The following is a 23046-nucleotide window of genomic DNA, read 5'->3' as shown; positions in this document are numbered from 1 at the left end:
AATGGTGCACGTGGCGTCCTCTAACCAGGGGGCGGATGGCATCGCGTTCCGACGGGCGCTCCGGGCTCATGGCGCCGAGGAAAGTCTTGGAAGGCCCTCGGCAAGGGGTTACATTGCGGCAAGGCGTATGGGACGCCGCGAGGGAGACGGCCTATGGCGCAGGATCACGATGGGTCGTTTTCGCAGCACGACGCCGAGCCCAAGGCGGCCGTCGTCGACGCGCCGAAAATCGTCAAGCCGGCCCCCAAGGACGCGCTGATCGAAGCGCTGATGGAACTGGCCGGCGAGCGGGTTTGGGACGACATCTCGATCTCCGACATCGCCGCCCGGGCCAATCTGTCGCTCGCCGATTTCCGCGATCTCTATCCTTCCAAGGGGGCAGTACTGGCGGGGTTTTCGCGGAAAATCGACCGCATCGTGCTCGAAGGCACGAGCGACGATCTGCTGGACGAGCCGGCCAAGGAGCGGCTGTTCGACGTGCTGATGCGCCGGCTCGACGCGCTCACGCCCTATAAGCACGGGCTGGAAGGCATCGCCGAATGGCTCGGCCGCGCGCCGATGGCCGCCGCCTCGGTCAACCGGCTGGAAGTCAATTCCATGCGCTTCATGCTGGAGGCCGCCGGCATCGAGTCGGAAGGCCCGGTCGGCGCGGTCAAGGTCCAGGGGCTCGTGCTGCTCTGGGGCCGGGTGCTGCGCACCTGGTTCCACGACGACGACGCCGGCGTGGCGAAGACCATGGCGCTGCTCGACAAGGAGCTCGAGCGCGGCAGCAAGTTCGTTTCGCGCGCGGAAGACCTGAACCGCTTGGCGTCGCCGCTGGTGTCGCTGGCCCGCGCGCTGTTCGAGCGCCGCCCCGGCTCGCCCCGCGACGACGGCCGCGACTGGAAGAAGGAAGCCGACGAGGCGACGAAGTTTTAGGCCGCCGCCGCCGGCTCGAGCGCCTGCTGGCGCCACACCCACCAGCACAGCAGTGCCACGGGCACGCCGATCAGCGACGTCGCGACGAAGAAGTCGGTGAAACCCAGCCGCTCGATGATGAAGCCTGAGGACCCCGCGAGCAGGCTGCCGGGAAAGGCGCAGAGCGAGGTCAGCAGCGCATATTGGCTCGCCGCCAGCGCGGTCCCGGCAAGCGACGACATGTAGGTGATCAGCACGATCGAGGCGAAGGCATAGGCGAAGCTGTCGATGCCGACGGTAACGGCGAACAGCCAGAACTCGCCGCCGCCATGGTCGCCATGCGCCGCGAGATAGGCCAGCGCCAGGTGCGAGGCGGAGCCGCTCACTGTGCCGAGCAGCAGGCTCGCCATCATGCCGAGTCGCGGCACGATGAAGCTTCCCAGAAACGTGCCGCCAAGCGCCACCCAGAACCCCAAGAGCTTGGTCACCGTGGCGATGTCGGTGTTGGAATAATGCAGGCTCTTGAACAGCGGCAGCGCCATCGCGTTGGAGACGTAGCCGGGCATGCGGAAGCCGGCCACCAGCACCAGGATCGGCAGCGCCAGCGGCCCGAGCCGCTGCACCAGTTCCTTGATCGGCGCGATGATCGTCGCGGCGAAGCCCGGGTGCTCGGCCGGCGCCGCGGCGAGCGCGACATCGGATGGCGGCTCCGGCGCCAGCAGCGCCGCGATCATGCCGGGCACCATCGCCGCGGCCATGAAGAGATAGGCGCCGCGCCAGCCGATGCGGTCGGCGAGAAACAGCGCGCCGGCTCCGGCCACCAGAATGCCGATGCGGTAGCCGACCTCCGACCAGGAGGCCATCAGCGCCTGCCGCTCGACAGGCGCCACCGCGATGCGCCAGCCGTCGATCACCACATCCTGCGTCGCCCCGGCAAAGCCCAGCGCCAGCGAAAACACGACGGTCCACGCCAGCCACTGCGCGGGATCGCCGAAGGCGACGCCGGCGAGCGCCAGCATCACCGCAATCTGCGACGTGACGATCCAGCCGCGCCGCCGTCCCAAAAACCGGCCGAGCAGCGGCGGGTCGTAGCGGTCGAGAAACGGCGCCCACACGAACTTGAATTTATACGCCAGCGTCAGCTCGCTCATCAGCCCGATCGTCGCGATCGGCACCTGGGCCTCCGACAGCCACGCCGACTGCGTGACATAGACGAGCAGGTAGGGAATGCCCGAGGCGAAGCCGAGCCCCGCCATCGCGCCGAGCCGGCGATCGGAAACGAGGTGGGCGAGGACGGCTTTGGGTGAGGTCACGAAACGGCGCTCCCGATGCGGGTCTCTTGTCCCATTGGCGAGAGACGGTGTCGATGCGGCGCGGCCGGCACCCCCATTTTTGCCTCACGCTGCGTTATGCCGGTGCCAGCCGCAGCGGTCAGGACGGCGACGTCCCGCCGCGCTCCGTTCTCGAAAGCGGGAGACGGGCGCCTGCCCGCCGAAACCATGCGGCGCCGGCGCCAATATGATGCAAACCTCTTTCATCCGCGCGCCCCGTCGCCGGACTTTTTTGGGGGGAACCACCATCATGAAACAGCTGCTCTTCTCGCCCGCCGGCCGCCTCAACCGCGCGTCGTTCTGGAAAGCCACGATCCTCATCATCATCGCGGATCTCGTCGCCGGCGTTCTCTGCAAGATTTTGGGCGGGGCGATCCCGAACCAGGCGACCGAGGACGGCGCCTACAACGTCACCGGCGTCGCCGCGCTGCCCTTCAACGTGATCGTCTTCGCCTTCGGGGTATTCTCCGTCTGGGCCGGCCTCTGCATCGCCATCAAGCGCTACCACGATCGCGACAAGTCGGGCTTTTGGCTGCTCATTCAGGTCGTCCCGCTGATCGGCGCGATCTGGTATTTTGTCGAGACCGGCTTTCTCGCGGGAACGCCCGGCCCGAACCGTTTCGGTCCCGACCCGCTGCTGCGGACGGGCACGGCTTACGGGGCGGCGGCGTAAGAGAACCCCTTCTCCCACTCGTGGGAGAAGGGGGCCTCGCGTAGCGAGGTCGGATGAGGGGGATGCAGAAGGCCCTCATCATTGACGCTTCCGCCCAGCGCCCTCATCCGTCACGGCTTCGTCGCGACATCGTCCGACGCAAGCGGGAGAAGCAGAACTACCGACACGCAAACGCCAGATGCAGCGCCCGCGCCACCGTCAGCGCCGCGGGATCGCCCTTGGCCTCGGGATGCGCCGCCATATAGGCGACAAACGTGCGCTTCGGCTGGTCGTCCGCCATGTCTCGGGGATAGCAGATCTGCTTGGCGAAGCCGGCCGCCGCCACGCCCTTGACGCCGCCGGCCCCCATCGCCGCATAAAGGTCGGACACGCCGACCACGTAGTGCAGGCAATAGAGTCCGACGACCGCATTGGCGTCGGCGCATTTTTGCAGCAGATCGCCGGCGCTGAGAAACACGACATCCGGCTTGCTGTTCTTCGCCTTCAACCAGCCGCAGCCATGGCGCGCCTGCAGCGCCGCCGCCGCCACTTCGCCGCCGCCCGCGTCCATCCGCGCCGCATGCGCCTTGCCGTAAGTAACGAACGCATCGGAGAGCACGGCGATGCCGGCGCCATCAGGCAGACACAGGGTAGGCTTGAGCGCGCTCTTATCGGTTGCGGCCCGGCCGTACAGCGACGACGTCACCAGCCCGTCCGACACGCCGAGCAGATAGAACGCGCAGATGTTGCGCTTGCCCACCGCCGCCGACGCGTCCCCCGCCGCCTCGCACATCGCCAGGATCTGCGATCCCTTGAAATAGGTTTCGGCGTGGATGGGGGTTGTGAGCGCGGCGAGTGCGAGAAGCATGATGAGCGTTTTGAGCATTGGGATCCCCAGCGTGGCGGCGCCAGCTTAACCGGTGCTTGGGGAGACGCTATGGGGTTGTGGGAGTACGCGACGATGACGACGGCGCCCCTTCTCCCACACGTGGGAGAAGGTGGCCTCGCGCAGCGAGGTCGGATGAGGGCGATGCAGAAGGCCCGCATCATGGAAGCCCCCGCCCAGCGCCCTCATCCGACCCTTGCTCACGCAAGGGCCACCTTCTCCCGCAAGCGGGAGAAGGAGCACGCCCTTGCGTCCCAGCGCCGCCTTGATCAAATCAAGCGCGAGATCCCCGCCGACGACCACCAGCGCATTCGGCACCCGCACCACGCACCAGCCGTTCTCGCGAAACCAGCGATCCCGTCGCGCATCCATGAACCGTCCCGCGTCGGTCTCGTGCGACGGCCCATCGACTTCGACCACGAGCTTCACCTCCACGCAGGCAAAATCCGCGATGAACGCGCCGATCGGCACCTGCCGGCGAAATTTTGCGCCCAACCGCCGATTTCGCAAGCCAAGCCACAGCATCTCCTCCGCAAGCGTCTGCCCCCGCCGCATGATGCGGGCGCGGAGGAGCTGGCGTTCGGGTATGCGCGGCGGCATTCTTAGAGTTTAGCGCGGCATCGAAGCCGGCGGAACTCCTTCTCCCACCTGTGGGAGAAGGTGGCCTCGCGAAAGCGAGGTCGGATGAGGGCGCTGCAGAAGGCCCTCATCATCGAAGCCCCCGCTCAGCGCCCTCATCAGACCCTTGCTCACGCAAGGACTCCCCTTCTCCCGCAAGCGGGAGAAGGGGAGTCCTGCCGCCGGCAAAACGTGTCGACCCCTCATCCGTCGTCCCACGACGTAAACCAGCGCCGCACTGCCGGCACGGTATCGTCCCACCCGACGTCGAAGACGATGACGGTGTCCGGGCTCGTCACCTGCGCGAGGTTGAGCAGCCGCTCCAAGAGGCGGGTGTGCGGCACGGACAGGCGGATGTCGGCGCCGAAGACGATGCCATTGTAGCGTTTGGCGCGCATCATGGTCAGAAGCAGATCGGCGGCCGGCTTCTCTTCGGTCGCGGTGCCACAGAAATCCGCGACATAGCCGAGCCGCCGCAGCGTGGCGAGGTTGCGCTCGATCCGCTCCTGAATCGCGGCGCGTGCGCTCTCGGTGTCAGCGGCGGGGACGCCGGACAGGTCCAGCACGTCCGGATTCAGACCGATCAAGAGAACGACGACCTGTGCCATGCGACCGATCCTTTCCAACCAGCCTGCGCGTCGGCGGGGGGGCCCGCCACCCATCCCGCGCGCTCCTTCTCCCATTTATGGGAGAAGGTGGCCCTTGCGTCAGCAAGGGTCGGATGAGGGCGGTCCAGACGGCCCGCATCGAAGGCCGCCAGCCGCCTCATCATCGAAGCCCCGCCCAGCGCCCTCATCCGTCACGGCTTCGCCGCGACACCTTCTCCCGCAGGCGGGAGAAGGGGGCTCGCGCGCAGCAGTGTCATCCTTGAAAGACACGGCTGGCAGGGCAACCCATCCGGATTGCCGGCATGGGTTCGGGTCGGCCATTCCCTTCGAGGATTGGATGCCGTCGGACGGCGGCCACTGAAGCCGACGGAACCCCTTCTCCCATTCATGGGAGAAGGTGGCCCTTGCGTCAGCAAGGGTCGGATGAGGGTGGTGCAGAAGGCCCTTCAAATTAGAAGCTCACCCAGCGCCTCATCATCGAAGCCCCGCCCAGCGCCCTCATCCGTCACGGCTGCGCCGCGACACCTTCTCCCGCAAGCGGGAGAAGGGGAGCCTCTGCGCGACAGTAGAGCTATCCTTGAAAGGGACGGCTGCAGGGCAACCCATCCGGATGTCCGTGGCAATGACGCGGCGAAGCCGCGCCGCCACAACACCGTCACAGATGCGCGCTAGCGCATCTTCCACAAAATTTGCCGCCTTTTGTTATTAAAACAATACTCGAAGTCCTCTAAACAAGCGACTTCTTATCACTTTGGTGATTCCACCAAAGCGGAAAGCATTCTTGCATCGTAGAATCGAGATTTAAGCGCAATCTGTTGCGGCTCCGGCTTAATGCCCATCTAGAGCAGCCTTTGTGACAACAAGAGCTGACGCAATTCTGCGTTAAGGCGAGTCCTTCGAAGATCATCACGACTTGTAATGCTAAGTTTTTTCATAATATCGGCTATCTTTTGCCAGACCTCCCTAGAAGCCGCGTCTGATTTGGAAAGAAAGTCAATTATCGTTTTGCAGTCAGCATCTATTTTATTATTTTTGACGCTTGGGATGCTATCCCCAAGCAGATAATATTTTAAGGCCATAAGCGTGTGCAATTTGTAGTTATGCAGAATGGCATCAATGCTTTGATTTGACTGCAGTAGCTTTAGTCTATAGTAGGCAAAGGCGCTGGTGAAAAATATTTCCTCTTTGTTCTCCTTATCAAATACAGTCGTACTAAGTTCTTCTACTAGCTGGCTCGGATATCTGGCTGACAAGTCAGGCCTATCGAAAAACATAGCACCGCAGCATCTCGCAAGCTCCTTAATAGTAAATATTCTTACTGCAGCTAACCCTTGATTGTTATATTGATTGGGGCGACGCTCAAAGTACAAGACCTGAGCGTTGTCTTCGCATCGAGCCCGAAAGTAACGCTCGATGGCTTTGACGCAATCCATGCGAGCCAAAAATTGGTGATCCTCGATCTTGTTTTGGCTATTAGTCGACTCAACGATCTCGTTCACAATATCTTGGTCGCTCGTCTCCACAATTTTTACCATCAAGGTCGTATCTGCAGAGACTCTATCAAGCTCTCCATATAAGACATTAGAGGTCTGGCATCCGTTCACAATTTGATAATTAGAGATATACATCTCATTGCTTTGGAGTCGAACATCTGGTGATATTATCGTAATGCCATTATTAAGAATGCCAAAGCGGGTTGCACTCTTTTGATCTAAGAGGGAACCCCTCATAGCCAGATTAATTGGGCTATCCTCAAGTTTAATAAAATCCCTTACATTTCCGTCAAATATTGATCTCCGGAGATTGCCCTGCTGGTCCTTTAAGACAGCCTCTATAAAAGGCTTAGCTTGTACGGTAACAACGTAGCTCTCTTGTATCCCGTCGCTTTTGGGAAAGGACGCCGATCCAATAATTGTAAATTTGGCATTATATGCGCCAGTGGACGCTCGATAGATTTCTACTAGCCGATCTCTCCCCAAGAGGATGGTTTGAAAGGATGAAAACAAACCAGTATCAGCAAGTCGCCGCTCGAACGTCTTCCGAGCGCTCTCGATTTCAATCGCTTTGTTTTCGGGCGCCGAAGTGGAAAAGTAACAATACACACCGGGTTTTCCATCTTTTACCTTTCCCAGATTTCCTATTATGAGGTCGAATATTGCCTTTTTTTCTAACAAAAAGTCAGCGAGCTGATGGCTTGGGTTCTCTGAAATAAAATCAAGTACGCCAGACTCGAAATTGTTAAGCTCTTTTTTTCCCCATTTCTCTGACGTTTTTGACTGTATAAATACGATATTAATCTCGTTATCAGATTTTTTACTCGAAAATGTAGATACGATTTACTCTTTCGTTATAATGCACCTTTCGTTAGCAAAAAACATTACTGAATCAATTCCGGGGTCAGGACCTTCATATATTAGGTTTTCAGGCTCTACCGCGTCGCATGAATACAGCGAGGCTAGCGTATAGGCGCCAAAGGCTTCGAATAGTTCTGCGTCCTTCATTTCTAGTGAATGTGTAGTTTTAAACTCGTTCACGTGCGACTGTAAAACGCGATGCATGATCAAATCCGATGTTTGCTTTTCATGAACCTTCCCGATTCGCAAATTATTTGCAAACGAAAGTTAGTCACCCCCGCCGCTTCCCCTTAAACACCCGCGACCCGCTCTTCCCCGCCATCGAGCGCGCCAGCGGCTTGGCCTCCCCACCGCCAAAATTATGCGGCCCCATCTCGCTGTCCGTCGGTTTGTGCGGGCGGTTCGCGGGCACGTTCGCCGCCCGCCCATATTTTTGCGCGCCCGCATACCCCCCGGCGGCATTCTCGACGTCGCGCTGACTCGCCATCGGGTCGTCACCGATCGCCAGTTCGACGGCCTGCAGGCGCTTGACCTCGTCGCGCAGGCGCGCGGCTTCCTCGAAGTTGAGGTTGGCGGCGGCTTCGCGCATGCGTTTTTCCATGTCGCCGATGGTGGCCTTGAAGTTGTGGCCGATGAGCGAGACGTCCTGGGCCATCCCGGCGTCGACGGTGACGTGGTCCTGCTCGTAGACGCTGCCCAGAATGTCCTGGATGCCGCGCTTGATCGAGGCGGGCGTGATGCCGTGTTCGAGGTTGTAGGCGGACTGGCGCTCGCGGCGGCGCGAGGTTTCCGCCATCGCGCGCTCCATCGATCCCGTGACCTTGTCGGCATAGAGGATCACGCGCCCATCGACGTTTCGTGCCGCGCGCCCGATGGTTTGCACCAAACTGGTTTCGGAGCGCAAAAACCCTTCCTTGTCGGCGTCGAGAATGGCGACGAGCCCGCACTCCGGAATGTCCAGGCCTTCGCGCAAAAGATTGATGCCGATCAGGGCGTCGAACGCCCCGAGGCGCAGGTCGCGGATGATTTCGATGCGCTCGATCGTGTCGATGTCGCTGTGCATATAGCGGACGCGGACGCCGTGCTCGTGCAGATATTCCGTCAAGTCTTCGGCCATGCGCTTGGTCAGCACGGTGACGAGCGAGCGGTAGCCGTCGAGCGCCATCGCGCGGATCTCGCCGAGCACGTCGTCGACTTGTGCCCGCGCCGGGCGGACTTCCACCGGCGGGTCGATCAGGCCGGTGGGGCGGATGACCTGTTCGACGAAGACGCCGCCGGTGCGCTCCATCTCCCACGTGCCGGGCGTGGCGGAGACGTGGACGGTCTGCGGCCGCATCGCCTCCCATTCCTCGAAGCGCAGCGGGCGGTTGTCGAGGCACGACGGCAGCCGAAAGCCGTATTCGGCAAGGGTCGCCTTGCGCCGAAAATCGCCGCGATACATGCCGCCGATCTGTGGCACCGTGACATGGCTCTCGTCGGCGAAGACCAGCGCGTTGTCGGGCAAATATTCGAACAACGTGGGCGGCGGCTCGCCCGGCTTGCGGCCGGTGAGGTAGCGCGAATAGTTCTCGATGCCGGCGCAGGATCCGGTCGCTTCGAGCATTTCGAGATCGAACATCGTGCGCTGTTCGAGCCGTTGGGACTCCAACAGTCGGCCGGATCCGTTGAGCTCGTCGAGGCGCTGGCGCAGCTCGCCCTTGATGCCCTTGATCGACTGTAAAAGCGTCGGTCGGGGCGTGACGTAATGCGAGTTGGCGTAGATTTTGACGAACTGCAGATCCTGCGTCTTTTTTCCCGTCAGCGGATCGAACTCGACGATGCTCTCGATCTCGTCGCCGAAGAAGCCGATGCGCCAGGCGCGGTCTTCATAGTGGGCCGGAAACAGCTCCACCGTATCGCCGCGCACGCGAAAAATGCCGCGGGCAAAATCGCCGCCGCTACGCTTGTACTGCAGCGCGACGAGATCGGCGATGAGCTGGCGCTGGTCGATCTTTTCGCCCTGCGTCACCGTAAACGTCATGGCGGTATAGGTTTCGACCGAGCCGATACCGTAGATGCAGGACACGGAGGCGACGATGATGACGTCGTCGCGCTCGATCAGCGCGCGCGTCGCGGCGTGGCGCATGCGGTCGATCTGCTCGTTGATCGAGCTTTCCTTCTCGATATAGGTGTCGCTGCGCGGCACGTAGGCCTCGGGCTGGTAGTAGTCGTAATACGAGACGAAGTATTCGACGGCATTGTTGGGGAAGAAACTCTTGAACTCGCCGTAGAGCTGCGCCGCCAGCGTCTTGTTTGGCGCGAGGATCAGGGCCGGGCGGTTGGTGCGGGCGATGACCTGCGCCATCGTGAAGGTTTTTCCCGATCCGGTGACGCCGAGCAGCACCTGGTCGCGTTCCACCGCGTTGACGCCGGCGACCAGTTCCTCGATGGCGGCGGGCTGGTCGCCCTTCGGCTCGAACTCCGAGACGATCTCGAATTTGATGCCGCCTTCGGACTTGTCCGGCCGCTCCGGGCGATGCGGCGTCCAGGGTTTTTGCTCGCGGATATTGGGATCGCCGGCCTCGAGCAGCGCCTTCAGCGATTCCGCGGTTGCCGCGGCGCCCATCATGCCGCGCGGATGGGACAGGGCCGGCTCGCGCGCCGGCGCGGCGGCCGTGGCGTTGCCATGGGTCAGGCCAAAGCTCTTCGCCAGCTGGGCGTCGATGCGCGACACCGGGCCCGCGTCGAAGGGCGCGGACGCCTCGTCGAAGCCGGGGCGCGCGACGTTTAGCGCGGGGTTGAGCAGGGCAGCGAGATGCTGGTCGAGCGGCACCAGATCCGGCTTCGACGCCTTCGACTTGACGGTCCGGGGTTTTGCGGGCTTGGCGGCGGTCTTGTCGACGGCTGTTTTGGGCGGGTTCGGCATTTGGACAATATGGCGCGCGACACGGCCCGATGAAAGAGGGCTCAGACGCGTGTGGCGCCCGCAAACATGCGGTAGAAGAACCCGGCCCCGGCCCCGGCCGCGATGTCGAGGACCCAGCCGTGCGTCGGGGCGTGGCCGAGCAGCACCAAGACCAGCACGGTCCAGACGGCGGCGGCCGCCGCACCGCCGGCGGCATAGGCGAGGTAGCCGCTCTCGCCGCGCCACGCCAGCAGACGGTGGGCGATCAACAACGTGGTCGCCGCGGTGCGGGCGCCGCTCAGCAGGCTCAGCGCGATCATGTAGGGCAGCGCCTGGCCGATATTGGCGAGCAGGCCGCTCATCTTGAGCAGGGGCTCGAGCGCCGGATCCACGGCAGCGGCCTTGGTGATGTCGAGCCCGGCGAGACAGAAGGCGACCACCAGGCCGGCGAGGAGCGCGGCGCGAAACGAGCGCGGCACGATCTTGCGGCGGGTGTCCGGCGGGTCGATCTCCTGCCGCGCGGCGGCGAAGAAGGCGGCCTGGTCCGGGATCGCGACGGCCGGACCCGCGGCCGGCGTCGGCGCAAGATTCTGGCGCGGGGCGGCGCTGGCGCGATTGCGCTTACCGAAGGTGGGGGTCGCGGGCGGCATTGCGGAAGACTAGCGGAGCCGGTTTAACAGAGGCTTGCGGTGATGCCGCGGTTTTGCGCCAAGGGATAGCGTTGCGACTCCTCTCCCCCTTCGGGGCGAGGTTGGGCGTGGGGGTCACGGTGTTCTTCAGCGCCATCGAAGAACCCGACGACCCCCATCCCTAACCCTTCCCCGCAAGGGGGAAGGGACCTTACTGCGAGCGGCGGCCGAACGAGACGCCGTAGGCCTGGTTGCGGGCATCGACCAGCGGATCGTCGGACATCTCGATGCCGTCGGTCAGGTTGCTCGGCAGGAACAGCAGCGGCTTTTCCGCGGCCTTGCTGTCGGCCACCGTCTTGTCCAGCGTGATGGTGCCGAGCTCGACCCACTTGCGGTCGGCCGGCCAGGGGCTTGTGGGATCCTTGGTCTGGTCGCCGGGGTTGGCGAGCTGCGCCTTCAGCGTGAAGCTCACCGGCGCCTTGGTGATGCGGGTGACGATCTCGTCCATCAGGGCGTTGGGCGCCAGTTTCGCCGCCGCATCCTTGTCGAGATGCTCTTCGCCGGCGACGGGCTCGATCTTGAAGCGGAACGGCTGGCGCTTGCCCGCGGTGTCGACGAAGATGAAGGCGTCGATGCCATTGTAGCTCTCGCGGGCGAAACTCGATGGCGTCGTGGCGCTGCCCAGCGCCTTCGGGGCGGCGGGGTGGCTGCCCATGAACGTGTCGAGCGCGGTCGGCTTCGGTGCGGTCGGCGGGCTGGCGGCAATCGCCTGGAGCAGAGCGAGAAAATCCTCGCCCGTGGCGACGGGGAAGAATTTCAGCGAGTTCACGACCATGTCGACGTCGGAGCCGTCGGTCTGGTGAAACTTGACGGACATGCCATGCGGGTTGGCGGGGCCAGCCCCGTCGGGGATCGTCGGCAGGCCGCCGGAATCCGAAAAGCGCACGGTGATCGGCGAGGGCTTGCCCTGGAACAGCAGGGCCTTGCTCAACTTCGGGCCTTCGGCATTGGGGGTGAAGGTGCCTTCCACCACCACGCCCTTGGCATGGTTGGCGCGGAAGCCGGGATGGACGCCCCAGACCTTGTTCAGGGCGTCGACGGTCTGTTCGGCCGTGGAGGGATCTGCCGCCAAGGCCGCGTGCATTGGCGCCAGGGCGAGGATCATCGCGACGGTCGAACCAAAACGGGAGAAACGCATCGGAAATTCCCAGAGTGAACGAGAAAGGACCGCCCGATGGCGGCGGCCCACCTTAGAAGCATTTCAAGTGTTCGGCCAGCCGAAGCTTGGCCGTGCGGGTCTTGGAAATGGCGGATTCGATGCGCGGTGCGATCGCCGCCCCTTGAACGTTGTGAAGGCGAAACCACATATGCCACCAGACACAGGTACCTACCTGCAAGACCGTTCGACCCAAGAAGACTCTTCATGAGACATTTGATCATCATCGCCGCCACCGTTCTCGCCCTCGGCGCCGCAACATCGGTTGCGGCCCAGACCGCGCAGCTCATCACGATCGCCAGCCCCTACCCCGCAGATCCCGTCGCGACCGACGGGTCGGCGTTTGACGGCGTGTTCTCCGAGGGGCTGCGCAGCAGCCACTCCTACTCGCTTGGCGCAAAAGTTCAGGAGCGGAGCAACACGCTCAGCCGCACCTTCTTCTGCCCGTAACGAGGCCGCTGCCTGAAGAGGCTTGTGCCTCTATATCGTTTTAGCGACGCTGGCTTTCGCTCGAATGCCGGCGTCGGCTCACGCGACTTAGAGGCAGCCGAAGCACGCGATCAGAACGGCTCGACAACTTGATCGACGGTGGGTGTTCCATCCGGTCCGAAGGTGACGACAAGGACGAGATTGAAGATGTCGCGGTCCCAGGGGTATGGATAGCTGTCAGGCTTGCAGTGCAAAGCGTTCATGAGATTGGGTATGTTGCCGTGATGCCAGCAGACCAACGTGATCTTGTCCTGGAAGCGCTTTTTCGTCAGCAGCTTGTCGGCGAGAACGCCGTATTCCTGATCGGCGAGGCTGTCGTCGATATCGACGTCGAGCTTCTTGGCGAGCGGCTTGACGGTCTCGATCGGCCGCATGCTGTGCTTCGACGGTGCGGTCGCGATGATGAAATCGGGGTTGCCGAACTGGTCCGGCAGCCAGGTGACCAAGCGCTTCGCGCGCTCGAAGCCATCATTTGAGAGATCGGGGTCACGCGGATCCTCCGTTTTTTCCGCATGTCGCATAACCAGAATTTTTTGTTCCGACATCGGCGCCTCGCAAGCTGCTCGTTGTTGCAACAGTCGTCCATGCTCTGCACGCGGCAAAGTTAAGCAAGATATTGATTTCAGGCAATTCACGCGGCCCTGGTCTTTAGGCTGCCATCTGCAGAGCGACTTGCTCGCGAAGTTGCGGGAGCGCGTTATCGCGGTGCTGGCGTGACCGGCTTACCGTCGTTGAGGTCGCTGCCGGTGTTCGGATCGGTGGCGGTGCTCTGGAACTCGCCGCGCATGTGCCACTGGGCGCGGGCGATCCCGCGTTCGATCTCCTGCAGCAGGCCGGCGGAGGCTGGGTCGATCTCCGCAATCTCCTTGCTCGAATCCTTCAGGTCTTCGCCGACGGTCTTGTAGGCCAGGGTGAACCAGGAGAGCACCTGCGCATCATCCAAAAACCCGCCCGGCATTTCGGGAAGGCCGGGCGTGCGGACGATTGTCGTGCCGCGGCCATCGGCGGAGGCGCCGACGGCCAGTAGCCGCTCGGCGCAAAGATCGATCCAGCGCGTCGTCTCCTGGGCCTGCTCGGCGAGCATGCGATGCAACGGGAAGAACAGGGTCCCGGAGACATTCCACTGCGCCTGCTTGATCTGCAATTCCAGCTGCTGCAGCGCCGTCAGGGAGCGTTGCAACGCCCCGACCACGTGCAACAGGCCGGGTCGGCCGCCCGCCGGTTCGACGATCGGCTGGGTGGTGAGGTCGTTCCGTGGAAACGGCCCCGCAGCGGATCCGTCCGCGGCAGCCGGGGCGCCGGTCGCGGTCTGCAGGAGGATGAGGGCAGCCGGGATAAGATGGCGCAAGGAAGCGTCCGCCGCAGGAGAAATGAAAACGATACTATGGCGCGCCGGTCGCATGCCGCACTGCCGACAATAGTCTAGCGCTACAGGAGGTCTCCTGCCTTTCCCACGCGCAAATTTTGAGTCTTCGCCAATAAAAACTGAGGGGAAGGCGGCGGCTTGTGGGCGTTCGATTGACGCGTTTCCAAGCGGTCGTGTTCATCGAATAGCCAGCATTGTCGTGCCTTATTGAGCGTGCCGCCTGCCGACGCGATCTCGCGTCTGTGCCGTGGCAGAGGCGGACGCGCGCATGGCGGCGACGGCAAATCTCGGTCTGATTGCCTTGACCCGCTTCGGCTACGGGCCGCGCGGCGACGGCGACGTCGCCATTGCGGCCTCCGACCCACGCGGCTTCCTCAAGGCCGAGTTGGCGCAGCCGGGCATTGCGCTGCTGTCCGGCGCGACCCTGCCGACGACCGCCGCCGCCATCGACCAGTTCACCCGGGATCAGGCCGCGCGCAAGCTCGAGCGCGACCAGCTCGCAACCCAGCAGGCCGAGGATCTCGCCCGCGGCAAACAGCTTGCGGCGTTGGGCGCCGTCTCGCCGGTCTTCGCCAAAGTCGCTGCAGCCGATGCCGCAAAGGCTGCGGCGCTGCTGGCAAATCCGCCTAAGTCTGCGCCAAAACCCCCGTCACCCGAACAACTCATTTTCCGCGACGAAGCGCTGGCACGACTGCGTCGGGCGATCGAGGCCCGCGTCGGCTTTGCCGAGCGGCTCGTCGCCTTTTGGTCCAACCATTTCTGCGTCTCCGCCAACAAGGGCGGGATCGCCCGCGCGACCGTCGGTTCGTTCGAGCGCGAAGCCATACGGCCGCATGTGCTCGGCCGGTTTTCCGACATGCTGGTCGCCGTCGAGAGCCATCCGGCGATGCTGCACTTTCTCGACAACGCGCAATCCGTCGGGCCCAATTCCAAGGTTGGGCTGAAGGCGCATAAAGGTTTGAACGAAAACCTCGGCCGCGAGATCATGGAGCTGCATGCGCTGGGCGTCGGCAGCGGCTACACCCAGACCGACGTCACCAATCTCGCCCGCATCCTCACCGGCTGGAGCATCAGCAACGCCAATGGTAAGGAGGGCGTGCCCGGCACGTTCTTCTTCAATGCCGCCACGCATGAGCCGGGCCCGATCCAATTGCTTGGCAAGACCTACCCCGAGGATGGCGCGACGCAGGGGCAGCTTGCGTTGCTCGATCTTGCGCGCAGGCCGGAGACGGCGCGCTTCATCGCCGGCAAGTTCGCCCGCGCCTTCGTATCCGACCAGCCGCCGCCCGCGCTTGTCGAGCGGCTGACGCACGTGTTCCACGACAGCGGCGGCGATCTGCGCGCGCTGACCTTCGCGCTCGTCGATGCCGCAGAGGCCTGGGACGCGGCGCCGGCCAAGATGCGCAGCCCCTATGAGTTCATCGTCGCGACCAACCGGTTGCTTGGCCACCTGCCGGAAGAGCCGGGCCAGGTCATCGGCCCGCTCAACCTGATGGGGATGGGGCTGTGGACGCCGCCGGGCCCGAACGGCTTCGCCGATACCGCAGCGGCCTGGGCCTCGCCCGAGGGCATGAAGCTCAGGCTCGATTATTGTTCGCAGGTGGCAAGCAGGCTGCGCGATCCGCCGAACCCCAGCGACCTGCTCGAGGCTTTGTGCGGCGCGAAGCCCTCGCAGCAGACGCGCGATGCGGTCCGCGGCGCCGAAAGCCGGCAGCAGGGGCTCGCCCTGCTGCTCATGTCGCCCGAAATGCAGCGGAGATAATGATGCTTTTGCCCCATCCGTCTCGCCGCGCCTTGTTTCATCCCTCGCGCCGGGCGCTGGTCTCCGGTGGATCGGCCCTGTTCGGCGCCGCCTTCATCCCCAAGATCGCCTCGGCGGCGGGCGCGCGAGACCCGCGCCTGGTCGTCATCATTCTGCGCGGTGCGTTGGATGGACTGGCGAGCGTCGGTCCGGTCGGCGATCCAGACTACGTCGGCCTGCACGGGCCTCTCGCCCTCCAATTCGACGGCGCTCATCCCGGCCTGCCGCTCGACGGGTTCTTCGCGCTCAATCCCGGCATGCCGGTGTTCGCCCGGATGTACCGCGAGAAAAGCGCGCTGGTGGTGCATGCCACGGCTACGAACTACCGCGAGCGCTCGCATTTCGACGGCCAGGACGTGCTGGAAAGCGGCATGCCCGGTCCCGGCTTTACCGAGTCTGGCTGGCTCAATCGCGCCATCGCGGCGCTGCCACAGGGCGATCGCGTCGGGCGTCTCGGCGGCCTCGCGATCGGCGCGGCGACGCCGCTGGTGCTTCGCGGCGCCGCCCCCGTCGTCGGCTGGGCACCGGAAGTCATCCCGACCGCAAGCGACGAACTCGCCCGCCGCGTGCTTGCGCTCTACGAGGACAGCGACCCGCTGCTCGCTCGGGCGATGAGCCAGGGCCTGCAGGTCGACAGGATCGCGGCACGCGATATGGGTGCGGACCGCCGCGACAAGGGCGGCCCCGGCTCGCCGGCCGGCATGCGTCAGGCTGCGCAAGGCGCCGCGCGACTGATCGCGGCCGACGACGGCCCGCGCGTCGCGGCGCTCGCCTTCGAGGGCTGGGACACCCATGCCGGCGAAGGCGGAGCGACCGGCCGATTGATGCAGCTGCTCGGCGGCCTCGACGGCGCCTTCGACGCCTTTCAGACCGGGCTTGGCGCGAAGTGGGCGGATACTGCCATCATCGCCATCACCGAGTTCGGCCGGACCGCAAAGGTTAACGGCACCGTCGGGACCGACCACGGCACGGGCACCGTCGCCTTTCTAGCAGGCGGCGCCATCAAGGGCGGCCGCGTCGTCGCGGACTGGCCAGGGCTCAAGGAGGCGCAGCTGTTCGAAAAGCGCGACCTTGCCGCGACAACCGATCTGCGCGCCGTGCTGAAGGGCCTGCTCGCGGACCAGTTCGGCCTGTCGCCCGCCGTTCTTGGCGAGTCGGTATTTCCCGGCACCATAGGGGTGCGGCCGATGCAGGGACTGATTGCCTGACCCAGGTGGGGGTCGATCGAGCGGCCCCGTATAGCTTTTGCACGCGCACCCGACGCCTTGAGACCTGCGAGACAATCGCCGTCTCCAGTCATGGTCCGGGTTGTCTTTTTGTGGTGACGCAATCCATAATGATCCCGCCGATGCGTTGACGGTGGGCTTGCATGAGTTTTCGGGATGAGGAAGCGCCTGGCGAACCGTTGGACGGCCGCGTTGTGCCATCCGCGTCCTATGCGCTTTACCGCAGGCTCGGTCACGCGCTGCTGAGCTCGCACTGGTACGCGGAATATTCCGTCGTCGGTGTCGCGATATCGCCGGAGGGGTTGACGGTGCTGGTGGAACGGGAAGCGTTCGGCCTGGAGGAGGCCTTGCGTCCGTTGCTGTCAGAGCCGGTTCCGATTCGCCTCGTCGGCCCGATCGAGTCGGTGGCTGCCGGTGGATCCTCGGTCGGCGCGGGGTCCGGCCGGCAGACTTCGGGCACGCTGGGATGCTTGGTCGAGGACGCGAACAAAATGCGGTTCGGCCTTTCCTGCGACCACGTCGTCGGAACCTTGGCCGGGCAAAGCCATGGCGATCCGGTCTGGGCGCCGGGCAAGGCGCATGGCGGCACGGCCGCTTCCAAGATCGGAACCTTCGCGCGCGGCAGCAACGTCGTGCTGTCGACGGGCGCCACCAACACCGTCGATGGCGCCTTGATCGCGTTCGATACGCCAAGCGCCCATTCGCGCAGCATAACCGGAATCGGAACGGCGCCGAAAGGCGTCAACCGATCACTCGCGTTCGGCGATGACCTTTGGAAGTCAGGCGCGACAACAGCCGTGACGAAGGGTACTTTCGTCTATGTCGTGACGTTGAATATTCCCTACGCCGCGGGAACGGCCCGCTTCGTCGATCAAATCGGCATCGATGGCAGCGGCATCGTGTTTGCCCGACGGGGCGATTCGGGGGCCGTCGTCCTTGACCGACATGATCGGGTTGCCGGCCTGCTCTTCGCGGCGGCGCCCCAATCGTTTCTCGGGTTCGCCAATCCGATCGCCGATGTCGAAAAGGTCTTGGGGATCTCGGTCATATGATGCATCCAAAACAACCGCGCCCCCTGGCTGAAACGGCGATGGATGACGTGCGGGCCTATCCCGGCATTATCGGCGTCGCCCAGGATGTCGATGATCGGCTGGTGTTTCTGCTGGACCGTGACGAGGCAAAGTCGCGCGACGCGGTTATGCTCTGGGCTAAGGCCCATGCCCTTGACGTAACAATCAAAATCGTTGGGACCATCGTGACGCAATAGGATGAATCAATGAGAGTTTCATCGATATTCAATATTCCTCTGACATCGACCACCGTTCAGCGCCACATCCCACGGGCCGGCGCGGAAGCGATTGGGGACGATGGCAACACCGCCGCGCCCGAGACGGCTCCAGAAAGCGTCGGCGCATTCATCACGCCGCAAACGCTCGTCTCCTTCACCGGGGCGACCGGTGCCATCAGCCTTTTGTGGTCGGCCCTCAAAACGCTCGCGCTGATTCCCGACGGATGGAACTGTTACATCGGCCTGCTGCTGAGCTTCGTCGTCGGTAGGTTGATCTATTACATCAACATTACCGGCTCCAACACGACCATGTCGCGCCGCGACAAGATCATCGGGTTCGTCATCGCGGTTCTCAACATCTTCGTCCTTTTCAATGCGACGAAATCCATCCTCAACGCGTAAGGCCGGTCCGCAACGCAAAAGGCTCCGCATAGCGGAGCCCTTCATGACGACGATGGATGAGTTGATGCTTGGCGTTAGCGGCTCAGCGATCCGACATAGGACGGCGTCACCGGCGAAAACGCCGCCCGATCCTGGGCAGACTGGTCGAAACGCACGAGGAAACCGAGAGCCGATGCGGCCACTGCGATGACGACGACCAGCATCAACGACACCTTGAACTGGCGGCGCGCGCTGTTCGAGTCGTAGTTCCGGACGAAGCCTGCGTCCGGTGCATGGTCGAAATGATCCGCGATTGACATAAACTGTCCCATCCCCGTGAGTTGATGGGAGAACACTGGCGCCGGAACGTTAATTCCGGTTTCGTTTCGACGGGACCGACCCGTCACCCGCGTCTGTATTCTCTCGGATAGTAAATAGGGTGTGGCCGCGAAAAGTTGCAGGGGCGCGTCGCTTTTTCTTTGACAATGCCCGAATCTTTGATCCGGCGGCGCGTTCCGGGAGTAAGGGGCGCGGGACGGCCCCGGCCGCCGTGGCTTTTGCGCAACATCGGCGGCGCTCCAGGCGCGCCGCGCCGGAGCGGACGTGTATCAAAACGAGGCAGGTACGAACAGCGCTGCTCGGCTGGTTCACCGCAACGGCCGGCCCACACTGACGGGGTCTTGCGGCAGAGCCGATCGGGTGCGGCGTTGAGGGCACGCCGGTTAACTCCGACTTCAGAGCTGGTGGCTATGGTGGCGCAGCGACAAAAGCTGAGGCACGGCGATGGCGGGTGTAAACGCGGCTTGGGCTCTGATCGTCCTCTTGGGGGCGGCCGCGGCCTTCGTGATGCGCACCCTCGGCCTGACCTTCGACTGGGCGAGCGCGTTGCTGCCTGCTGCCGCTTGCATCGTCCTTCTCATTGGCGCCGCCTTCTATCGCTTCCGCCGCCCCGAACCGAACATCGCGACCGCCTTGACCGGCACGGCGCAGTTGATCCTTTTTTCCGCCGTTGGGGCGACGCTGTCCTACGCTGTCGCGGCGTTCGCAACGCCCTACTGGGACAACCGCTTCGCCGCCTGGGACCACGGCCTCGGCCTGGATTGGATCGCCTATCTCCATTTCGTCGAAAGCCATCCCTGGCTGGCCACCGTCTATGGCGTCACCTACGCTAGTATCCGCGTACAGTTGATCGTCGCGACGGTTGTGCTGGGCCTTACCGGCAATCGCGCCGCCTGCCGCCAATTCGTCGTCGCCGTGATCGTAGCCGGGCTCGTCACCGTGACGGTCTCGGCATTCATGCCCGCGCACTCTGTCTTTACCGAGCTTGGCCTTGCGGCGCGGGACTATCCCGGGCTCGATCTCACGGCGGCCTTCGACCCTCTTAAGCCGCTGACCGACTTGCGCACGGGCACGCTCAGGGTCGTTTCGCTGACCGGGGCGGAAGGCATCATCGCCTTCCCGAGCTTTCATGCGGCGCTCGGCATCATCTTTGCCGTCGCCTTCTGGCGGTCGCGATGGCTGCGCTGGCCTGGGCTCGGCCTCAATGCCACGATGATCGCCTCGACCCCCGTCAACGGCGGTCATTATTTCGTGGACGTTGTGGCGGGGATCGCCGTCGCCATCGCTGCGGTCTGGGCGGCCCGCGCCATGGACGGCGTGGCACGCCCGGTGGCGCGCGGCAGTGGTCCCGTCGCCTGTCCCGCGGCGCTGGCGAGCGACAGTTTGCCGGCCTGACGGGTCCGCCGATTTGATGTTGCCCGGCCCAAGCGCCGTGTTTATGGTCCGGCCGCGCCAGGGCCCGGCTCGCGCCCCATGACCGCAGAGCCGGCATCGGCGGACAGCCGATGCTCTCCGGACCCGTTCAAAGGAGCCTTCCTCATGTCGTTCATCTCCGACGCGCTGCTGCGCGTAAAGCCGTCTGCAACCATTGCCGCCTCGCAGAAGGCTCGGGATCTCGCCGCCTCGGGGCGCTCCATCATTTCACTGACCATCGGCGAGCCGGACTTCGACACGCCCGAAAACGTCAAGCAGGCGGCGATCGCGGCGATCGAGCGCGGCGAGACGAAGTACACGCCGGTCTCCGGCATCGTGCCGCTGAAGCAGGCGATCGTCGACAAGTTCAAGCGCGAGAACGGGCTCGACTACAAGCCGGCGCAGATCATCGTCGGCACCGGCGCCAAGCACATTCTCTTCAACGCCTTCCTCGCCACGGTGAACCCCGGCGACGAGGTCATCATCCCGGCGCCGTACTGGGTGAGCTATCCCGACATGGTGGCGATCGCCAACGGCGTGGTCGTCACCGTGGCGACGTCGATGGACAATGGGTTCAAGCTCACCGCCGAGGCGCTGGAGCGGGCGATCACCCCGAAGACCAAGTGGCTGCTCTTGAACTCGCCGTCGAATCCCTCGGGCGCCGCCTACACCCGCGCCGAGTTGAAGGCGCTGACCGACGTGCTGGTGCGCCACCCCCACGTCTGGGTCATGACCGACGACATCTACGAGCACCTCGTCTACGGCGACTTCGAGTTCACCACGCCGGCCCAGGTCGAGCCCGCCCTGATGGAGCGCACGCTGACCATCAACGGCGTGTCGAAAAGCTACGCGATGACCGGCTGGCGGATCGGCTACGCCGCCGGCCCGCTGAGCTTGATCAAGGCGATGGACATGCTGCAGGGCCAGCAGACGTCGGGTGCCTGCTCGATCGCGCAATGGGCCGCCGTCGAGGCGCTCAACGGCACGCAGCAATTCATCCCGCAGAGCCGCAAGGTGTTCGAGGGACGCCGCGACCTGGTGGTGTCGATGCTGAACCAGGCGAAGTACCTGCAGTGCCCGACGCCGGAAGGCGCATTCTACGTCTACCCGTCCGTCGCCGAGGCGCTCGGCCGCACCACGCCGCAGGGCAAGAAGATCGAGACGGACCAGGACTTCGTCGAAGCCCTGCTCGAGACCGAAGGCGTTGCCGTCGTCCAGGGCACGGCCTTCGGCCTCGGCCCGAACTTCCGGTTGTCCTACGCCACCGCGACGCCGGTGCTGGAAGAAGCCTGCGGGATGATCCAGCGCTTTTGCGCGTCGCTGCGGTAAAGCCAGGAACGACAAAACAGGATCGCGCCAGAGGCGCGTGGTCCCTTTCGACGCAACATCGCGAAGGCGCTACTTCGCGACCTTCGCACTTTCCGCGGAATCCTTGGTGAGCGGCTTGTCGCCGCCCTGCTCCCCGTTCTTTTGCAGGATCCAGGCGACGATCGGGTCGAGCTTGTCGTCGGCCAGCGTGTGCGGTGCCGTCTTCGGCATGTTCTCGTGAATGTAGCTGCGAAGTTCGGCCACGGTCTTGTCGCCCCACTTGGCCTTGAACTGATCGCCGGTCAGCGCCGGGCCCTGCGCGCCGGAGAGATCCGGCCGATGGCATTGTGCGCAGTTGTTGTTGAACAGCGTATGGCCGGCATCGGCCTGCTGCGTCGTGAACGGACCGGAGTCGGCCCAGGCTGGCGGGCACTCCCCTGCTGCGAAGACTGCCAGGGTCGTTGCTATACTCAAGCCTCTTGCGATCATGACATCATCTCCCGCGAGCCGTCGGGTTAAATGATGTCTCTAGGCTTCAAGTTGCTTGATCTATCCATTGGGGAATAACCAAGCGTAACGACGCCAGGCACGGCTGGCTCAGCCGATGGGGGCAAATAAACAGCTCAAAACAAAAAGGCCCGGCTCTACCGCGTGTGCGATGTGCCAGGCCCTTTACCCCTTAACCCTGTTGGCACGCGCCGCTTTTTCCCCCGAATAAGCGTCGCGCTCCGTCAGCGCCGCAGCAGGAATAGCAAGGCCTCCCGCAATTGTCTGTGATATCGAGGGCACACCGTGTCTTCAAAGCGTCGTGATCCGCCGCGCTGGACTTGAGGGCCGGCGCGCGCGAGCATGCCGACGCGTGAGGGCCGAAGGCGTCATGCGGTAGGGGAGGCCTCCATGTTTCAGGACGAGTCGGGACAAGGGGGCGGCGGGGCCGGCCGCAGTGCACGCAACGTGCTGGGCGAGCCGCTGGAGAGCTGTTCGCGCGATCCGCTCACCGGCTACTTCCGCGATGGCTGCTGCAACACCGGACCCGAGGATCGCGGCAGCCACACCGTCTGCGCGCTCCTGACCGAGGACTTTCTGGCCTTCTCGAAAGCCAGCGGCAACGATCTGTCGACACCGATGCCGCAGTACGGCTTTCCCGGTCTCAAGCCCGGCGACCGCTGGTGCCTGTGCGCCCCGCGGTGGCAGGAGGCCTTTCTGGCCGGTGCCGCGCCGCGCGTAGCGCTCAAGGCGACGCATGAGGGCGCGCTGACGCATTGCGCTCTCGCCGACCTCAAAGCCCACGGCGCAGATCTCTCCTAAAGCACCGGCGTCCTTGCCATTGCGGGCTTGCGATTGATCTGGCGGGCGTGCA

At 63.9% G+C, this 23046-nt stretch carries 23 protein-coding genes; 11 read left to right on the top strand and 12 right to left on the bottom strand.

The features are described from left to right. The first annotated feature begins 270 nt into the window (after positions 1 to 270). On the top strand, positions 271 to 918 hold the full coding sequence (locus GSQ79_RS03895) for a TetR/AcrR family transcriptional regulator (RefSeq protein ID WP_246725086.1): 648 nt from the start codon (positions 271 to 273) through the stop codon (positions 916 to 918). On the opposite strand, the gene GSQ79_RS03890 is transcribed toward GSQ79_RS03895, so the two are convergent. After that, on the bottom strand, positions 915 to 2153 hold the full coding sequence (locus GSQ79_RS03890) for an MFS transporter (RefSeq protein WP_158807442.1): 1239 nt from the start codon (positions 2151 to 2153) through the stop codon (positions 915 to 917). The genes GSQ79_RS03895 and GSQ79_RS03890 overlap by 4 nt on opposite strands. A 325-nt stretch (positions 2154 to 2478) precedes the next feature. Here GSQ79_RS03890 and GSQ79_RS03885 point away from each other — a divergent pair, with 325 nt between their 5' ends. Next, on the top strand, positions 2479 to 2901 hold the full coding sequence (locus GSQ79_RS03885) for a DUF805 domain-containing protein (RefSeq protein ID WP_158807425.1): 423 nt from the start codon (positions 2479 to 2481) through the stop codon (positions 2899 to 2901). 157 nt (positions 2902 to 3058) lie between these two features. Here the strand turns inward: GSQ79_RS03885 and GSQ79_RS03880 are convergent, their stop codons facing one another. The 7 genes from GSQ79_RS03880 to GSQ79_RS03850 form a co-directional block, all read right to left on the bottom strand. Further along, entirely contained in the window at positions 3059 to 3766 is a 708-nt protein-coding gene (locus GSQ79_RS03880; protein ID WP_158807424.1) for a Rap1a/Tai family immunity protein, read from the bottom strand. 27 nt (positions 3767 to 3793) lie between these two features. Continuing rightward, a complete protein-coding gene (locus tag GSQ79_RS03875) occupies positions 3794 to 4366 on the bottom strand; it encodes an endonuclease domain-containing protein (protein WP_158807423.1) in 573 nt (190 codons plus the stop codon). A 221-nt stretch (positions 4367 to 4587) separates the two neighbouring features. Further along, positions 4588 to 4992: a hypothetical protein gene (locus GSQ79_RS03870; RefSeq protein ID WP_158807422.1), complete on the bottom strand. Its 405-nt coding sequence runs from the start codon at positions 4990 to 4992 to the stop codon at positions 4588 to 4590. 839 nt (positions 4993 to 5831) lie between these two features. Next, a complete protein-coding gene (locus GSQ79_RS03865; protein WP_158807421.1) occupies positions 5832 to 7166 on the bottom strand; it encodes an AIPR family protein in 1335 nt (444 codons plus the stop codon). Positions 7167 to 7617: 451 nt separating this feature from the next. After that, positions 7618 to 10251: an excinuclease ABC subunit UvrB gene (uvrB, locus tag GSQ79_RS03860; RefSeq protein ID WP_158807420.1), complete on the bottom strand. Its 2634-nt coding sequence runs from the start codon at positions 10249 to 10251 to the stop codon at positions 7618 to 7620. A gap of 41 nt (positions 10252 to 10292) precedes the next feature. Further along, positions 10293 to 10880 carry a hypothetical protein gene (locus tag GSQ79_RS03855; RefSeq protein WP_158807419.1) on the bottom strand — a complete coding sequence of 196 codons (588 nt, stop codon included), beginning with the start codon at positions 10878 to 10880 and terminating at the stop codon, positions 10293 to 10295. 190 nt (positions 10881 to 11070) lie between these two features. Beyond that, positions 11071 to 12057, bottom strand: coding sequence for a catalase family peroxidase (locus GSQ79_RS03850; protein WP_158807418.1), 987 nt, complete (start codon positions 12055 to 12057; stop codon positions 11071 to 11073). A gap of 225 nt (positions 12058 to 12282) precedes the next feature. Here GSQ79_RS03850 and GSQ79_RS03845 point away from each other — a divergent pair, with 225 nt between their 5' ends. Then, a complete protein-coding gene (locus GSQ79_RS03845; protein WP_158807417.1) occupies positions 12283 to 12525 on the top strand; it encodes a hypothetical protein in 243 nt (80 codons plus the stop codon). Positions 12526 to 12635: 110 nt separating this feature from the next. On the opposite strand, the gene GSQ79_RS03840 is transcribed toward GSQ79_RS03845, so the two are convergent. Both GSQ79_RS03840 and GSQ79_RS03835 read right to left on the bottom strand, forming a co-directional pair. Further along, on the bottom strand, positions 12636 to 13109 hold the full coding sequence (locus GSQ79_RS03840) for a histidine phosphatase family protein (protein WP_158807416.1): 474 nt from the start codon (positions 13107 to 13109) through the stop codon (positions 12636 to 12638). Between the two features lie 152 nt (positions 13110 to 13261). Then, entirely contained in the window at positions 13262 to 13912 is a 651-nt protein-coding gene (locus GSQ79_RS03835; protein ID WP_158807415.1) for a Dps family protein, read from the bottom strand. A gap of 286 nt (positions 13913 to 14198) precedes the next feature. On the opposite strand from GSQ79_RS03835, the gene GSQ79_RS03830 reads away from it, so the two are divergent. The 5 genes from GSQ79_RS03830 (at position 14199) to GSQ79_RS03810 (ending at position 18647) form a co-directional block, all read left to right on the top strand. Further along, positions 14199 to 15692, top strand: a complete 1494-nt coding sequence (locus GSQ79_RS03830) for a DUF1800 family protein (RefSeq protein WP_158807414.1) — start codon at positions 14199 to 14201, stop codon at positions 15690 to 15692. After that, the gene (locus GSQ79_RS03825) at positions 15692 to 16939 is read left to right on the top strand and encodes a DUF1501 domain-containing protein (RefSeq protein ID WP_158807413.1); all 1248 of its coding nucleotides are present in this window, start codon (positions 15692 to 15694) and stop codon (positions 16937 to 16939) included. Before GSQ79_RS03830 ends, GSQ79_RS03825 begins: the two co-directional genes overlap by 1 nt. A gap of 161 nt (positions 16940 to 17100) precedes the next feature. Then, entirely contained in the window at positions 17101 to 18009 is a 909-nt protein-coding gene (locus GSQ79_RS03820) for a hypothetical protein (protein ID WP_158807412.1), read from the top strand. Next, positions 18006 to 18224 carry a hypothetical protein gene (locus GSQ79_RS03815; protein ID WP_158807411.1) on the top strand — a complete coding sequence of 73 codons (219 nt, stop codon included), beginning with the start codon at positions 18006 to 18008 and terminating at the stop codon, positions 18222 to 18224. The genes GSQ79_RS03820 and GSQ79_RS03815 overlap by 4 nt, the downstream gene beginning before the upstream one ends. Before the next feature lie 9 nt (positions 18225 to 18233). Beyond that, positions 18234 to 18647, top strand: a complete 414-nt coding sequence (locus tag GSQ79_RS03810) for a hypothetical protein (RefSeq protein WP_158807410.1) — start codon at positions 18234 to 18236, stop codon at positions 18645 to 18647. 74 nt (positions 18648 to 18721) lie between these two features. Here GSQ79_RS03810 and GSQ79_RS03805 read toward each other — a convergent pair whose 3' ends face one another. Then, complete coding sequence (locus GSQ79_RS03805) at positions 18722 to 18946, bottom strand: hypothetical protein (RefSeq protein WP_158807409.1); 225 nt, start codon at positions 18944 to 18946, stop codon at positions 18722 to 18724. 463 nt (positions 18947 to 19409) lie between these two features. On the opposite strand from GSQ79_RS03805, the gene GSQ79_RS03800 reads away from it, so the two are divergent. Then, the gene (locus GSQ79_RS03800; protein WP_158807408.1) at positions 19410 to 20360 is read left to right on the top strand and encodes a phosphatase PAP2 family protein; all 951 of its coding nucleotides are present in this window, start codon (positions 19410 to 19412) and stop codon (positions 20358 to 20360) included. A 144-nt stretch (positions 20361 to 20504) separates the two neighbouring features. Then, positions 20505 to 21707 (top strand): pyridoxal phosphate-dependent aminotransferase, encoded by a 1203-nt coding sequence (locus GSQ79_RS03795; RefSeq protein ID WP_158807407.1) that lies wholly within the window; start codon positions 20505 to 20507, stop codon positions 21705 to 21707. Between the two features lie 69 nt (positions 21708 to 21776). Here the strand turns inward: GSQ79_RS03795 and GSQ79_RS03790 are convergent, their stop codons facing one another. Next, entirely contained in the window at positions 21777 to 22160 is a 384-nt protein-coding gene (locus GSQ79_RS03790) for a cytochrome c (protein WP_158807406.1), read from the bottom strand. A gap of 423 nt (positions 22161 to 22583) precedes the next feature. Here GSQ79_RS03790 and GSQ79_RS03785 point away from each other — a divergent pair, with 423 nt between their 5' ends. Then, positions 22584 to 22994 carry a DUF2237 family protein gene (locus GSQ79_RS03785; protein WP_158807405.1) on the top strand — a complete coding sequence of 137 codons (411 nt, stop codon included), beginning with the start codon at positions 22584 to 22586 and terminating at the stop codon, positions 22992 to 22994. Positions 22995 to 23046 lie beyond the last annotated feature (52 nt).

It is taken from the genome of Beijerinckia sp. L45, from assembly GCF_009765775.1.
In the GTDB taxonomy this organism is placed as follows: Bacteria; Pseudomonadota; Alphaproteobacteria; order Rhizobiales; family Beijerinckiaceae; genus RH-AL1.
Note: the sequence above shows the minus strand (reverse complement) of the source record. Positions and strands in the feature narration are given on the sequence as shown.